Origin of the sequence: Paenibacillus azoreducens, assembly GCF_021654775.1 — a bacterium.
In the GTDB taxonomy this organism is placed as follows: domain Bacteria; phylum Bacillota; class Bacilli; order Paenibacillales; family Paenibacillaceae; genus Paenibacillus_AQ; species Paenibacillus_AQ azoreducens.
Genome location: NZ_AP025343.1, coordinates 5,279,053 through 5,293,999, shown reverse-complemented (window position 1 = coordinate 5,293,999; position 14,947 = coordinate 5,279,053). Strand labels below are relative to the sequence as shown.

The following is a 14,947-nucleotide window of genomic DNA, read 5'->3' as shown; positions in this document are numbered from 1 at the left end:
GCCGTAAATATAGTATGGCACCTAACTATTTTTATGTCAACAACTTTTTTTTTGCTGCTGTTACGGAACTTGCTTCAGGGATTTTATCAAATACTAACCACCGCACCGTTTGAACAGCGGAAAACGTTGATGCACTTGTTGATTAAGCGGATTACAGTGAGTATTTACAAATTTTAACATCTACTTTGCGGGTGGTGTCAGCTTCGCTGGTACTACCCTGGCGGTACCCCCAAGGTTATATAGGGGGACCGTTACCCCAATAAGCAAAAAGAACCAATATCATTAAGATGTCGGTTCCGATACTCAACTTAAAACTGTCTTGCACTAAGATCAATATCTAATTTATGACCGGTTTTACTGAAAATATAAATTTTATAATCATTTCTTACCGCTGTATAAATTGAAACAGTTTTTTGTTGGCCAGATTCATAAGTAACTTCAGTTTGCTCTACTCCATTTTTATATATCTTCATATAAATCGGCGCACTACTTTTGTTATAAACCCAAACATTAGCCTCTCTTCCATTCCCCGGATCCATAGTAAATGATTTCTCATAACCTGCATATCCGGTGTAAGAAGTGGGTGGGATCAATTGGACATCGAAAGGAGTGATGATAGGACCATCAGTATCATCACTTTTTACTACTTGGATATTGGAAGTACCGACACTGTTACTCTGTGCACTAACTGGATTAGCTGCCAGGAGTAACAATGCCGACAAACCAAGACCTAGAATTTTTTTCATAAAAACGCCCTTCCTCTCTTTTATATATTTTTTCAATTTATACTAATATAATACAATATATTTTTTTATCTACATGGGTAATTATTTCTATTTATTCATGAAATTATTATTGTTGGAAAAATTACGTTTGGTACGACAACTAAAAACAAAAGGCTCATGTGAGTTTTGTGTCAACCCGAGAGATTGCCCAAGAGTTGGAAATGAAGCTGAGCCAAACCTTGTCGCCTAAACAAAATTGCGGAAAGACGCAGAGTTGAGGGAATGAGTCCGCTTGTTTCCGGACTTAGAACATATTCATAATGAGAGGTCTATTTCGCAGATCCCTGCTCTTCTTGGCAACAAAGTTTCAACGAAAACGGTAACGGACTTCTTAGGGAATTTTTCCCCAAAGGGTACGATTTTGCAGAAGTTACAGATGAAGAACTACTTCATGCCGTTCATCTCTTCAAAAACCGTCTTCATAAATGTCTGGGCTGGAAGTCTGCTTACGAATCTTTCATGGCCGAGTTGTCGCTCTTAGCTTGACAACTCTTATATATAAACAATTATTCTATATGGATGGTTAGTGTAATTACTCAAAAAAAACTTACGGTTTTGTAAACTGGATCTTGCCATTTACGTATCATGGAGTAACCATTCATCATAAAGCAAACCTTTCGGGACATTAGAACGGAGCGTAGGAGACGCGATGCTCCTGGATGTCGAACGTTGAATAAGAATCAGTTTCACCTTCATAATCAGAGCAAGCCTGGCACTGTTTCAGATTCTTTCTCACTTCCATGACACGTTCTCCTTATTCTCGCGCAGCTGATCTATCAAAGCTGCCTGCTCAGAATTTTCTTTCGCCTATCCAGGTTTTCAGCATTTTGCTTCAGTTGTAACCGCAGCTAGTTTATTTCCTTTTTATTTCCTTTCATTAAGCTAAGGGCAGGATTGAATAATCACTTCACGAATAATGAATATATATTGTTCATGTGTTTAATCACTGCGAATACGGATGGAGGCTATTCATGTGAAGGTAATTGATAAACTCTTATTACTGATATTAGCTGTTTCGGTCGTCGTTTCGATTGTAGGTTATGTACAACTCAATAATTCAGTTTTGTGGGGGAACCAGAAATTAAGCGATTATATAAGGGTGGAAATGGGGGGCAGTATGGACACTAATCAAGCCAATATACTTTTGCAAAATTTTATTGAACAATTTAAATGGAGTGGAAGCATACTGTTAGCTCTTGGTGGGATTATATGTATCATTTGCATTTTTACTTTATTGTTTAATAATCGTTCAAGATTAAGCTAACGGGATTTATCTTCTGGGTGGTATAAGAAACAAAGAAATAGTAATACGTTTTTACAATTGAGAATAAAAAAATGAATCAGTACTTTGAGAAAAATAATATTGATCTATTGATCAGTTTTTACTAGTTTTGAACAATAGGGATGATGATTTGCTTGAGGACATTATTGCAGTAAATAAAGGAATAAACCCCGTATCTACAAGTTTTCAAAAAATAATTCAAATCTTACCGTATCAACAATAATTCCCTAATTAACTTTTATAATATGTAGGTGAATAACATGTCAGTTGACATTATTGAATTTATAAATGGAGCTATTCTAGGAAATCAGCAAGTCGTAGTTTTTTTACTCTCTGATGAAGTTTATAAAGGAAAGGCTGTGTCTCTCAATATGAATACTTTTCAAATTGAATCATTGGAAAACATATATGAAATAAATGTGGATGAAATAAACGCCATTTATAGCGTAATTAAAGGTGAAATATGAGTCTGTAAAATAGTTTGTGTAAGCTCCCAAATCTATTAAAATGAAAGTAAAGAAACTTCTTTGACTGTCGTTCTTGGGGTCGAGGTGACCCTTTAGCGTACGGTCTCCGAGTTTTGTTGGCAGTATCCTGGTACTACCCCTATTTCAAATAAAACGGAGCAGCTCCGGACTTTTCTGCCCGGAGCTGCCCATACTTGTCAAATAGAAAATGGTCTCTTAAAATGCTCGGCCATCGAGTAGTAACGAAGATCATCCTTGTCTATGTGGTCCCTCGCGAGGATTCGATCACTCTTTGCTCTATCCCGTCCAACAACAAAGCGATTCCTGATTCGAACATCTCGTCAGATCCGATTAAATTGAATAGCCCTGCATCATGCATTCGCTCGATCAGACTGAATTGGGAGAGATTGATTTCGGAACTGCCCTCGCCCTCGTCTTCAAGCGTCAAATACAACATACGTTGTTCGTACTCGTCTATGGCATAATGGATCACGAAATTGAACGCATGGGACACGTACGAAAACTTCTGCTTATCCGATAACTGCGTCGGCTCGATCATTTGCAGCAGGCAGTCGAACAACTGCAAATAATCGGACTCGGGACGCGACTTTATGAGAATTTGGGCAGAGCATGGAAACTTTTTCAGCTTCTGACGGATGACTTGTGCGCTTAATAACAGCCGTTCCCTCCATACTCCGGTTTCAGGAAGATCGCGGATGATCTCTCGTGCAACTTCGTTCGCAAGTGCCTGGAACAAAATTTGCTTGTTCTTGAAGTACCAATAAATCGTTGGCGCTTGAATATGAAGTTCTGTGGCGAGACTTCTCATCGTAAATTGCTCGATGCCTTGAGAACTAAGCAGCTTCCACGAAGCTTCCATGATCTTCTCTTCAGATATATGGGGCCTGCGCTTTTGCTTCATCCTGTCACTTCCCATCGTTTTTCTTTTATCTCTTATTATATCTTAACCGGGCTTTGGTTTGGAAAGAAACAAACTCAACACCAGCGCGGCGAGAGATAAGACAAAAGGGATGAAAAACGTATGGCCGAAAGCATGGCTTAGCGCCGCACCGCATGGTCCTGCTGAGACAGATATTCTCTGTTTGATGGGACAAGTAAGCCGTTAGTATCGTAATTGAGAACGCGGTGAAGATTAACCTGGGGCTTAATAATTTGAGTTAAAACAAATGCAACTAATCTTCGATAACCATATCTTCATCCGGCAACGGCTTTTGATTAAACATATCGGCACCAGCTTGCGAAGATAGACGAACACTCCTCATGCCGCGCTGAATGGCGGGTAATTCATAATCCCGAAGTGCGTCCAGCAATTGCTTATTTCCGTTTTTCACTTGAACCAATTCTTTGGATAGCTCGCTTGCGTCAAACAATGCCGCATTTGCCCCGGTACCGGCAGGAGTCATCGGATGAAGAGCGTCGCCCAGCAATACGACTTGCGTCGTTTCCTTCCACGGCTTGAATGGCATCACATTACGAAGATGATAAACTGCCGTTAATTCGGGTTCGGCCAACTCAAGCATGCGTTTGACTTGCGGATGCCATTCCCGGGTTCTTTCTTGCGCGAGTTGCAACAATTCCAAACCGCTCAATTTGAAAAGTTGTTCATCGGGAATATGGAACCATTCCGGCGATCCGGCAAAAACGGCATAAAGATAGTCTTGCTGCGGAGTGATTTTCACACGAGGCGCCAACGTTTCCGAAATCTTCTCCAAAGGCTGTTTGAAGGCCATATCATCTAGGAGCAACATGCCCGGAGCTTCTCCATCCGGACACCCGATACCTCGCATTTCTTTGCCGGTGAGTAAATTCAATTCCTCTCTACGATGTTCGTCCAGAAATACCTTGGTATATAAAACCCTTCCTCCTGTATCGAAAATTTCAACCCTAGGCTTATACTGATTCCGAACCTTGGACGCACCGCCGTCAGCTCCTACGAGTACATCTGCGTCAACATGCTCCCCATTATCAAACCATGCTCTAATTTGCCCGTTGTCCAACTTCTTGTAGTGCGTGAATCGGTAGCCAAAATGAATGTTTTCATCCAATTCTCCAAGCAGTACTTCTCTAAGGGTAAACCGATTCACGGCAGGCTGGACTTCATTAGATTGTATGTTCGCTCCTTCTGGACCCGGTCCTTCAGGCCCAAAGGGTCCGTCCGGTTTTAAGGAGAATGCGTCGAGGAATACAGGATGGCTCGTGGTGTAAACTGCTGTCGCAAGATGGAGTTCGTATAGATGACTCGGCAAGCAATTTCGAAGCGCGGTCGTACCTTCTGGATTCAATTTAATACGATATCCTGTTTGGCGAAATGAAGACGACTGTTCTCTTTCATAGACATGAAAGTCGATATTGTTTTTCTTTAGACTTTGGGCCAGAGCAAGCCCGCCAAGCCCGCCTCCTATAATAGCTACAGAAAATTTATGCATCCCTACACCAACTCCTCTAACAGTATTAGATTTATCTTACACCGTTATATTAATGTGCACTTAAGTATCTTGTCAACTATTAAACTTAAATGCCGCAACTCAATGCCATGTTACTGAGCATTTTGCATAATTCTTAAGTTAATCGCAGCAATTCCGGTCGTGCCGATCATAGCGCTCTGTGAGATCATTTTTTTCGATATTGTTCACGGGCGGCGGAAGCATCGGCTACGGCTTTTTGGGCGGCGCGATTTCGTCGCAACGCCATTTTGCAGGAAATATGGTTGGTGAAAGGAGCCGCAGCAACAGTATACAGCTTACGACGGTACTACCCGCAACCGTAAGCGTGACAAGCAGTTCGAATGGATAACTCATACACTGGGACAATAAGAACCGTTGCATGATGTTCCATTTTTTTTCAACATAAGGAGAGACAGCCACCGTAAAAGCGAATTTCGGATCAAAAATTTCATTGCAAATTAGAGTTGAATGATTTATTATGGATACCGAAGATCCATATTAATGATAATCTTGAGAAGGGAGGGGGACGCTTGCAGTTCTCCAAAAGTACAGATTATGCCCTACACGCCTTAGTTCATCTGGGACACTCGGAGCGTTGCAACAACGTCGGGATCAAGGAATTATCCGGGGCACTTAGCGTTTCCGAAAGCTATTTATCCAAAATCATGTCCAAGCTGAGGCAGGATGGAATCGTGCGTGCTGTGCCAGGGGTGAACGGTGGTTACGAGCTCGCACGGCCGGCGGATCAGATTACGTTTCTTGATGTGATTCAAGTGATTGAAGGAAGACAGAAGTTATTCGTATGTTCCAATTCGAGTTCGCGGCAGCATCGGTTGTTAGCGGAAGAGGGGGCTGCACAGCGGGAACTGAAACATCCGGAAAAACAGGAATGCTTGGTTGAGAAAGTTATGTACGGCGCGGAACAGCATCTGTACCAATATTTGCGGGAACACACGATCCAGTCGGTACTGGATGAAGCTTTCAAGCGTTGTACCCATAAGGAAAACAAGAAGTGATACGCTTCTTGCGCTTTAATTATGGATATTATAGATCGTCCGAGGAGGTATTTGAAAGATGGAAAAACAACATGTAGATGTAACCATTATTGGCGGCGGACCGTCTGGGTTGAACGCCGCCTTGGTGCTCGGGAGGGCAAGGAAAAAGGTGGCGATCATCGATGAAGGTCGTCCACGCAACGCGGTAACTCGCGAGATCCATGGGTTTCTTACTCGAGATGGGGTCACTCCGAGCGAGTTTCGGCGAATTGCAAAGGACGAGATTAGCGCCTATCCCTCTGTATCATTCGTAGCGGACACCGCGGTGGGGATCACCGGAACCGACGGTCAGTTTCAGATTGAGACTGCCCATGGGCAAACTTTTGCAAGCAAAAAAGTTCTGTTTGCTACCGGCATGAAAGATGAGCCGCTCGACATTCCGGGACTTGCGGAGGTCTACGGGAAAAGCGCCTTCGTCTGCCCGTATTGCGACGGTTGGGAGTTAAGGGATCAGCCGCTTGTCATCATTAATAAGGGGGCTGAGCTCATGCATTTCGCTCAACTCATATCTGGATGGACGAATCGTCTTACTGTATGCACGAATGGCCCTGATGAACTGACAGATGCCGAGCGCGAGGAGTTCCGGCGTAGACAAATGCCTCTGTTCGACTCGCCGATCCGGCATATCGACTCCAGCGACGGGATCGTTCAACAAGTAGTGCTTGAAGATGGGACAGCAGTTCCATGCAGGGGAATATTTTTCAAACCAAAACTGGTGTTAGGCTCGGACTTGCCGCAGGCATTCGGTTGCGGGATCTCGGAAGACGGGATGATCATCGTCGATGAATTTGGCAAAACGAATATTTCGGGCATCTATAGCGCTGGGGATGCAGCTTCCCGACTGCATCAGGCTATAGCCGCGGCTTCGACAGGCGCATTTGTCGCTGCGGTCATCAATAATGAGCTGAATACAGAGAGTTGGGGGAGAAAAAATGAGCACGATAACTAATATTAAGCGCGGCCCAATCATGTTTGCCCTGATTATCGGCATGTTCGTCGCCGCTTTGAATGAGACGCTAATGGGCAATGCCCTTCCCGAATTGATGAAATCGTTTGGCGTGTCTGCGGCAACGGTCCAGTGGCTTTCCACCGCCTACATGCTCGTCGTTGGCGTGCTTGTACCGGTAACTGCAATCCTGCAGCAATGGTTCACAACACGGCAAATATTTCTGTCGGCGATGGGTCTGTTCTTCGCGGGAACGGTCACCTCGGCGGTGTCGCCGGAATTCGGGGTGCTGCTTGTCGGGCGGATTATCCAAGCGATCGGAACCGGCATGCTGCTGCCGCTTGTCATGAACGTCATCATGACCATTTATCCGCCGGATAAGCGGGGAGGCGCAATGGGGATGCTAGGGCTTGTCGTCATGTTCGCGCCGGCGATTGGCCCGACCCTATCGGGCTTGATCGTTGACGGGCTTTCATGGCGCTGGCTGTTTTACCTTGTCATACCGTTTGCGCTGCTCTCCATTATTATAGGAGCCGTTGTCTTGAAGAATGTGTGGGAAGTTACGAATCCGCGAGTGGACTTCTTATCCATAGTATTGTCGACGATCGGCTTTGGCGGAATTGTCTACGGGTTCAGCAGTGCCGGGGATCACGGCTGGTCGCAGCCGGAAGTCATCTGGACGATCGCAGCGGGCGGTGCGGCGTTGTTGCTATTCATCTGGAGGCAGCTAATACTGAAGCAGCCTGTCATGGATTTACGCGCATTTAAATATCCGACCTTTGCGCTTGTCGCGGTGCTGCTGCTTGTGCTTATGATGACCTTCTTCTCATCGGCCATCATGCTTCCTATGTTTATGCAAGGCGTACTTCTGGTAACGGCATTCAAGTCCGGCTTGATCCTTCTTCCTGGCGGGATTATCAATGGGTTCATGGCTCCGGTCTCCGGCAAGCTGTTTGACAAGTTTGGGCCGCGCGTTCTGGTCATACCTGGATTGGTCATCGCTGTTATCTCATTGTGGCAATTTACCCGCTTTGACGAAACGACGAGCACCGGCTTCCTCGTGGCCGTTCACATCGCGTTGATGATTGGCATCGCGCTAGTCATGATGCCTGCACAGACGGCTGGACTTAACCAGTTGCCAAGTCATCTGCACCCGCATGGGACAGCGATCTTAAATACATTGCAGCAGGTGTCCGGCGCAATCGGCACTGCCCTGTACATCAGTATTATGTCGAGCGGGCAGAAGCAGTATTTGAGCAATGCAAGCGATCCGCAGGCTCCGGCGGAAATCGCCAAAGGGCTCGCATACGGCATCAACAACGCATTCTGGTTCGGCGTCATCATCGCGCTCGTCGCGCTCGTGCTCGGTCTCTTTATCCGTAAGGGGAAATCGCCGGAGCAAGAACAGGCGGCTGGATGAATTAGCCTGTTCGTTTAGGGGAATTCATAAATCATATAGAAAGCGTGGGGAATATTCATGAACGATTTTTTTAATGCAGCCCTATGGGAAAAAGTATGGAAAGACGAGTCCGATCTGAAAATCGACAGGATGAAAAAGGATGGGATCGATCCTGCACGCTCTTTTGACCCTAAGGCCAAGACCTTCAACGAACAATCGTTTAGCGAAGAGGGAAGAAAAAGAACGAAACGAATCATGAACTGGCTGGAAGGGCAAGGCGTTCAGTTCGAAAACAACTCTATTTTGGATATTGGCGCCGCATCGGGCGTGTTCTCAGTACCGTTTGCGGAGCGAGGGGCCCGCGTAACCGCTGTAGAAACTTCTCCGCCGCTGATCGAATTGCTGGAAGAAAACATCTCGAACTTCGCCGAAGATCAGGTGAAGATTGTACCCGTACCGTTTGAAGATATTGACGTAGAGGCCAAGGGCTGGAACCAAGCCTTCGATCTCGTCTTTGTCTCGATGAGCCCGGTCGTTCACAATTGGGAGAGCGTGGAGAAGGTGCTCCAGTGCGCTCGAAAGTTCTGTTATATCAGTATGCCGGTACTTCATACGGAGCACAGCCTAGTGAAGGAGGTTTGGCCGCTCGTCACCGGTCAACCCTACCAATCGAAACTTACGGAAATGGGATATTTATTGCATCTGCTGTATCTTAAAGGTTATGCATACGAATCGTTGATCACGCTCGAAGGGAAAACGACGGAAGTCTCCAGAGAAGCGGCGTTGCAGGAGGCAATGACTTGGCTTGGCCATCACCGTCTGCCTGTTGATGAGCGGAATCGGAATATCATTGCCGACTATTTAGAGCAAGCCTATCCGTCCGGCAAAATCGTCATTCAGGAGGGGGGACGTTTTGGCAAAGTACTGATTCGATTGCAGGATCAGAACATGTATTAGAGAGAGATGATTCTAATGTTGATTTTAGGTTAAAAACAATCCAGCGCCGAATTTCCATATAAATCCACTAGAATGCAGAATTGTTTAAGTGGTGTCAAGGAAGCAGAGCTTGCGAGGCAGTTTCTCTCATGCTAAAATGAAACTAATTAGGAACCAAATTATGGAATATGTTGGAGGAGATCTTATGCATCCCAAAAAAGTCCCCCGTTAATCCCGTGGTCCCCCATTCATGCGTTTGTGTCAGCTCACCCCAAATAAACTAATAATTCCAAGGGAGATGTACACGAATGAATATGAGTGGACCCGTAAAAATTTCCAAAAGCGACAGATTTCAAACCTGTCAAGAAATTGCAGCGAGATTACATGAGGTATACCAAGACAAAATTTTGGCCATCGGAGTCTATGGATCCGTTTCCCGGGGAACGGACGGTCCTTTTTCGGATATTGAGATGTTTTGCGTGCTCGAGGAATCCAATGAAGACGTAGAATTTAGTTATGAATGGTCTGCGGGACCTTGGAAAGCTGAAGTGAATGTCCTTAGCGCTAACGTTCTTCTGGAAACAGCTGCTACAGTTGAAGACGATTGGTCTTTGACGCATGGTCCTTACTTTTCCCCGCTGAGTCTATTTGATCCTAAGGGCTTTTTTTCAACGTTAAAAAAGGCGGCAGAATCCCCAGCAAGAGAAGATTTCACGCAAGCAATCAACGGGATTCTCGTAGGTGAAATGTATGAATTTATTGGGAAGCTCAGAAATATAAGTCTAAACGGCCCACAAACCTACTTGCCTTATTTGGCCATGCAGTTTGCCCAATACGGTGCCATGTTGATCGGGTTGCACCATCGGAAACTTTATTCGACCGGGGCCATGGTTTTACCTGAATCTTTGAAACTCACGAACCGCCCGGCCGGATACGATCATGTTGCCGGAATGGTGATGTCCGGAGATTTGGCCGACCCATCGAAAATCGTTTCCGCCTGCGAAGATTTCTGGAATGGTCTCGAAGCTTGGGCTGCTGAACATCATTACGTCATTCATTCAGAACGAATTCCTTTTTAACAAATAAAAAACGTGACTCCTTAATCAAGCGGGTCACAAAGAACGCCCCGACAAGAAGCGGGGCGTTCATTCATTATGCTTTTTTTCTCAAGAAACAGACTGGCACTGCTTATCTCTTGCGGCAATTGTTTAATGCAGCCTTAGTTTACGCCAAAATCGCAGCATTAAATATAAGATGAGACAAATAGCCAGAAAGAGTATTCTGCCCACCGACCGGATGGTTGCCGATCCCGCACCGATGTCAAATAAAAAAGATTCGAATGCAGGGTACAAAAAAACGACTGCCGCCAGAAAAGTCAAACTGAGCAATAACGGAAATAAAGGAAAGATGCCTTTGCAGCGTTTCCGCAGAAACGAAGCGTTCCAGAGAAGGGAGATGGACTCCAACACCAAGACGCTGATTGCTGCGCCGGCATGTCCGAAATTCGGGATCGCCACCAGGACATATGCTGATGCTGCCGAACAAACTAAACCGAACAATAAGCCAATCAAGGGTATTCTCTTTTGATCGGCCGCCCATAACATCGTTGTCGTTAATTCTCGCATCCCCGTAATGAGGGGCACAAAAGATAAATAACGAATGGCATTGGCCGCACTTGAGCTGCCGAAGATGAACATGGCTAACTCATCCGCATGAAATAAAAGAAATCCGATGGAACCAATACCCCAGAACCATCCAATCTCCAAAGATAAATTAGAACGGTTAACAAATTCCCTCTTTTTTTGGTTTTCCCAATCAGCGGTTAATTTAGGGGCAATCGTAAACGACAATGCAGCGGTAATAATGGTAGGCATATAGACGATGGTTGCCGCCATTCCGAAGATTTCACCGAAAATAGCGAACGCTTCCGACTGACTAAGACCTGAAACCTGCAAGCGGCTCGGTATAATGATGGCATCGACGAAATCGGATGCAGGAACGACTAAACGCGTTAATGTAATGGCAAGGGATGACTTGATGAACCAAAATAACCCCGGTCCAAAAACTAACCAACGCATGGATTTTATCTCATGTCCACCTGATTCAAGGGGAAAGTGGGGCGATTTTTGGCGATTGTACAGTATCCAAAGGAATGCTAACGCGATCAAAGCTCCCGTAAATGCGCCGAAAACAGCCCCTCCTACAGAAGTATGAACACCGTATTTCATCCATACAATGACGAGAAAAAGCATCGTGATGACGCGGACGATTTGCTCAATGAGCTGAGAAGCGGATTCAATTCCGTAAAGTTCCAAGCCTTGCAGAAAACCGCGATACAGCTGCAGAAGCGGCACAATTGCAAGGGCCGGCGCCAGAAAACGGATGGGTATGGCCAGTTTGTCATCCCCTAGAAAAACCGCAATATAGGGTGCCAGTACATAGCAAAGAACACTAATGCCCGTCCCAAAAACAAAAAAAGGGATGCTCATATTCCTGAAAAATTGCCAGCCCCGTGTTTTGTCTTTGGCAGTCATAAGCGCCAAAGATGTCGGAAAGCCGCCGGAAATGAGCGTGAGCGTAAAACCATAAATCGAATATACAATTTGATAGATGCCTGTTCCTTCGGCTCCAAGTATTCGAAATAATGGAATACGAAATGCGAGTCCTATGGCTTTCACAAGGAAAATAGCGATAGAACGCAGCGCGGTTTGCTTAATAAAAGAGGGAAGATTCATTTTTTCACCCCAAACAACTCTTGTCCACATCATTATATGAACGAGACTGTCGGGGTAGACTTCAACCTTTGTTGGATCGCGAATGACGCAACACACTAAGTCTGATCGAAAAGAAATTTCGGCTTCAAAGTGAAGTTAATCCTTAATTTACTATTTTTACTATTTAATATGAATCAATATATATTTAGTCGTTTGATCCCATCCCAAATCGAATGGTACGCGATAACGATCTGCGGTATGCGAGTTAACCAAAGGATAGCCGTTTTCATCTTGTCCGACGACAATGGAAAAATGATCCGTATCCCCTTTAAGCTCGTAGCCGATTAAATCTCCAGGCTGAAGTTTTGCGATTGCGCCATGTGGATGTTTTCCGCCCGATCGGGTAATTTCTTCAAAAGTTCCTTTTGCAATCAATCGACCGTATCCGGAGTATAGCAAGAAATGTTCAAAGGCATCCGTTTGCACCCATGCACGGCTTCCGCCACCCCAATACCCCCAGGCACCCGACATTGGTAATCCCCCGCCTTCCTTCGCGTCGCCAAGCACTTGGGAGGCAAAATTGGTGCAGTCTCCTCCGAGAGAAGTATAATCCTTATATTTCCGGTTATATCGATTGTTATTTCCGGCTCCCCAAGCCAATCCCGCATATTTGTTGGCGTAAGCGACAGCACGTTCCCGGTTGTATCGTCCCTTTTTATTCGTTGCGTTATCATCGGGCACAAGATGTGGAAAGCCGTTAGGGGAGTCTGGAATTAAATCCGGATTTTCTTCCAGCGGATCCAAATACCACTCCTTTTTGACCACCCATCCGTCGCCCATCTTTTTTACCGTTAGGGCATGCCGGGTACCGATGCCAAATGATTGCGGGGGAAGGGACGACGCTTTGTAAGCATAAGAAATCCTGGCGGATTGCACCAAAGAAATGCTGGCTTGATCCCCATTCCCTTTAAAACGGGCGATTCGAATATTCGGTTCAGCCGATACAAGCCGAAGGCCGCGTTTTTCGGCCCATGCGCTAATGTACTTTGCGCGTTTTAATTCCATTTGATAGGCGAAGCGGCTTCCGGCCTCGGATGGAACATAATACTTCTGAATGGTCTCAGGCTGTTGATTGACCAGCAATTTGTTGCGATCCGTAAACAATTGCCGCAAAAAAACCAACATTTCTTCCTTATCTTGATCCTGCTTAGGGGAGAGCGCATAAGCATTTAATGGCGATAAGCCTATGATTAATGAAACACTAATCAGCAGAAACAATCGTAGCACAGCAGCAAATCCCCCTTTGTAAGTTATTATTTAGAGAGGAATTGAATTTCCCATGTTTATTTGCCTTTTGGCAAATCCAGAAGTTCCGGAACGGTAACCAGTTTCACGCCCTTATTTCGGAAATTGTGAATAATATCAGGCAGCGCTTGAACCGTACCGGATAAATCTTCTCCTGTGCCTCCAGCTGCGTGCTGAAGGGTAATGGATCCCGGTTGTGCTTGCGCGAAAATGTTCGTTTTCACTTGTTCCGCATTTAACCCTTTCCAATCCAAAGAATCAACATTCCAATTCACGATAACCTTGTGCTCGCTTGCCAGCCACTTAATTTGTTGTTCGCTAATATTTCCATACGGCGGTCTGATAAATGTTGGCTTATATCCCGAAATCATTCGAATCAAATGATCTGTTTTAACAACCTGATTTCGAAAGTCGGCATCGCTTAATTTTAGCAAAAGCTCGTAAGTCAGCCAATGAAAGCGGATGGGGATTTCGAACCTTCCCTTCGGATCCTTGAAGCAAATCCGGAGTGGATGTGTTTGCACTGTATTGCGATATATTTCTCAACGGCGCTTGAGGTGCCTGTTTTGTATGATACAAAGCGCATCCGGAACATATCGTTAAGGCAAACAAAGGAATTATCCATAAGGCTTTCATGTTGTTTGACTCCTCTGTGGTTCATTGAAATTCAACATTTATCCTTCCCATCCTGAACTGGGATATGCTTTCCGAATTTGGGCCATATTTTGGTGCTTTGCAAAATGAAAGAGGTAGGGGGAATGCTTGCATAAAAATAATCCATGTTTACCACGGGACTATCGGCAAATGAAATTTCATTGAACGGAACGCCGATCCAAGAAGCTAATCAGACTTTTGAATTCGCTCTGATCATGCGCTTATAGAAGAAATTTATCAGACTTTCGTAAAAAAAGTTTTGCCTTCCCGTGCAAGTACCCTTATATTAAGAGTACAATGAACGTTTAATGTTCGTTTTTGAGCATTGGAGTTATTGAATATTCGGTTTGGGAAAGGTGACTCTGAATTGAAAAAATCCATTTTTCAATTAAACACAAGAACTGTGGTGACGATCGGCATCGGTGCTGCCCTGTATGGAGCCACCAGCTTCATCGGCATTCCCGTGGGACCCGACACCTCGCTGCGTCCGGCGGTCGCGCTGCTGGCGATTTTTGGCGCCCTGTTCGGACCGGTGGTCGGATGTATTGCCGGATTGATCGGTCATGTGCTGAATGATCTGCTGACAAGCGGCACCGTGTGGTGGGGTTGGGCGCTCGGCTCCGGCATTACCGCCGCATTTATGGGGCTGATTTACTTATCCAAAGGTTTTGATCCGCAGAACGGACAATTTAAAGGGAAGCACATTGGACTATTTATCGCATACGGCATCGTCGGAATCATATTGTCTCTGCTGTTCTCCGGATGGTTTGACGTCGCTTTTATGGGCGAACCTTCCGATAAATTGGTTTTACAGGTAGCCGCAGCTTCGATTTCGAATATCATCGTCTTTTTGGTGCTTGGGGTTCCGGCCGTGATCGGATTTGCCAAACGCAATGCCAAAGTCAGCAATTTGAGCGTCAATGAGTAGGTGCGAGGGAG

The 14,947-nt window shown here is 45.3% G+C and carries 14 protein-coding genes and 1 pseudogene; 9 read left to right on the top strand and 6 right to left on the bottom strand.

The window, feature by feature from the left end; all coding sequences use genetic code 11:
- Window positions 1-308 precede the first annotated feature (308 nt).
- Window positions 309-746: a hypothetical protein gene (locus L6442_RS23490; protein ID WP_212979718.1), complete on the bottom strand. Its 438-nt coding sequence runs from the start codon at window positions 744-746 to the stop codon at window positions 309-311.
- A gap of 303 nt (window positions 747-1,049) precedes the next feature.
- Here L6442_RS23490 and L6442_RS23485 point away from each other — a divergent pair.
- The 3 genes and pseudogenes from L6442_RS23485 to L6442_RS23475 form a co-directional block, all read left to right on the top strand.
- Window positions 1,050-1,271, top strand: a pseudogene (locus L6442_RS23485) (transposase); the annotation flags it as partial.
- A gap of 487 nt (window positions 1,272-1,758) precedes the next feature.
- Window positions 1,759-2,049, top strand: a complete 291-nt coding sequence (locus L6442_RS23480; protein WP_212979717.1) for a hypothetical protein — start codon at window positions 1,759-1,761, stop codon at window positions 2,047-2,049.
- Between the two features lie 278 nt (window positions 2,050-2,327).
- Window positions 2,328-2,534, top strand: a complete 207-nt coding sequence (locus L6442_RS23475) for a hypothetical protein (protein ID WP_212979716.1) — start codon at window positions 2,328-2,330, stop codon at window positions 2,532-2,534.
- 259 nt (window positions 2,535-2,793) lie between these two features.
- Here the strand turns inward: L6442_RS23475 and L6442_RS23470 are convergent, their stop codons facing one another.
- A complete protein-coding gene (locus tag L6442_RS23470) occupies window positions 2,794-3,456 on the bottom strand; it encodes a TetR/AcrR family transcriptional regulator (RefSeq protein WP_212979715.1) in 663 nt (220 codons plus the stop codon).
- A gap of 271 nt (window positions 3,457-3,727) precedes the next feature.
- On the bottom strand, window positions 3,728-4,981 hold the full coding sequence (locus L6442_RS23465; protein ID WP_212979714.1) for an FAD-dependent oxidoreductase: 1,254 nt from the start codon (window positions 4,979-4,981) through the stop codon (window positions 3,728-3,730).
- A gap of 548 nt (window positions 4,982-5,529) precedes the next feature.
- Here L6442_RS23465 and L6442_RS23460 point away from each other — a divergent pair.
- The 5 genes from L6442_RS23460 (at window position 5,530) to L6442_RS23440 (ending at window position 10,414) form a co-directional block, all read left to right on the top strand.
- Window positions 5,530-6,015: an RrF2 family transcriptional regulator gene (locus L6442_RS23460; protein WP_212979713.1), complete on the top strand. Its 486-nt coding sequence runs from the start codon at window positions 5,530-5,532 to the stop codon at window positions 6,013-6,015.
- Between the two features lie 58 nt (window positions 6,016-6,073).
- Window positions 6,074-7,003: an NAD(P)/FAD-dependent oxidoreductase gene (locus L6442_RS23455; protein WP_212979712.1), complete on the top strand. Its 930-nt coding sequence runs from the start codon at window positions 6,074-6,076 to the stop codon at window positions 7,001-7,003.
- Window positions 6,987-8,420, top strand: coding sequence for an MDR family MFS transporter (locus L6442_RS23450; RefSeq protein ID WP_212979711.1), 1,434 nt, complete (start codon window positions 6,987-6,989; stop codon window positions 8,418-8,420). Before L6442_RS23455 ends, L6442_RS23450 begins: the two co-directional genes overlap by 17 nt.
- Window positions 8,421-8,477: 57 nt before the next feature.
- Window positions 8,478-9,356, top strand: coding sequence for a class I SAM-dependent methyltransferase (locus L6442_RS23445; RefSeq protein ID WP_212979710.1), 879 nt, complete (start codon window positions 8,478-8,480; stop codon window positions 9,354-9,356).
- Window positions 9,357-9,643: 287 nt separating this feature from the next.
- The gene (locus tag L6442_RS23440; protein ID WP_212979709.1) at window positions 9,644-10,414 is read left to right on the top strand and encodes an ANT(4')-I family aminoglycoside nucleotidyltransferase; all 771 of its coding nucleotides are present in this window, start codon (window positions 9,644-9,646) and stop codon (window positions 10,412-10,414) included.
- A 129-nt stretch (window positions 10,415-10,543) separates the two neighbouring features.
- Here L6442_RS23440 and L6442_RS23435 read toward each other — a convergent pair whose 3' ends face one another.
- From L6442_RS23435 to L6442_RS23425, 3 genes are all read right to left on the bottom strand, one after another.
- Complete coding sequence (locus L6442_RS23435; RefSeq protein WP_212979708.1) at window positions 10,544-12,070, bottom strand: polysaccharide biosynthesis protein; 1,527 nt, start codon at window positions 12,068-12,070, stop codon at window positions 10,544-10,546.
- A 159-nt stretch (window positions 12,071-12,229) separates the two neighbouring features.
- Entirely contained in the window at window positions 12,230-13,336 is a 1,107-nt protein-coding gene (locus tag L6442_RS23430) for an amidase domain-containing protein (RefSeq protein WP_212979707.1), read from the bottom strand.
- A gap of 56 nt (window positions 13,337-13,392) precedes the next feature.
- Complete coding sequence (locus L6442_RS23425; RefSeq protein WP_237100058.1) at window positions 13,393-13,878, bottom strand: polysaccharide deacetylase family protein; 486 nt, start codon at window positions 13,876-13,878, stop codon at window positions 13,393-13,395.
- Between the two features lie 497 nt (window positions 13,879-14,375).
- Between L6442_RS23425 and L6442_RS23420 the strand changes: the two genes are divergently transcribed.
- Window positions 14,376-14,936, top strand: coding sequence for an ECF-type riboflavin transporter substrate-binding protein (locus tag L6442_RS23420; RefSeq protein ID WP_212979706.1), 561 nt, complete (start codon window positions 14,376-14,378; stop codon window positions 14,934-14,936).
- Window positions 14,937-14,947 lie beyond the last annotated feature (11 nt).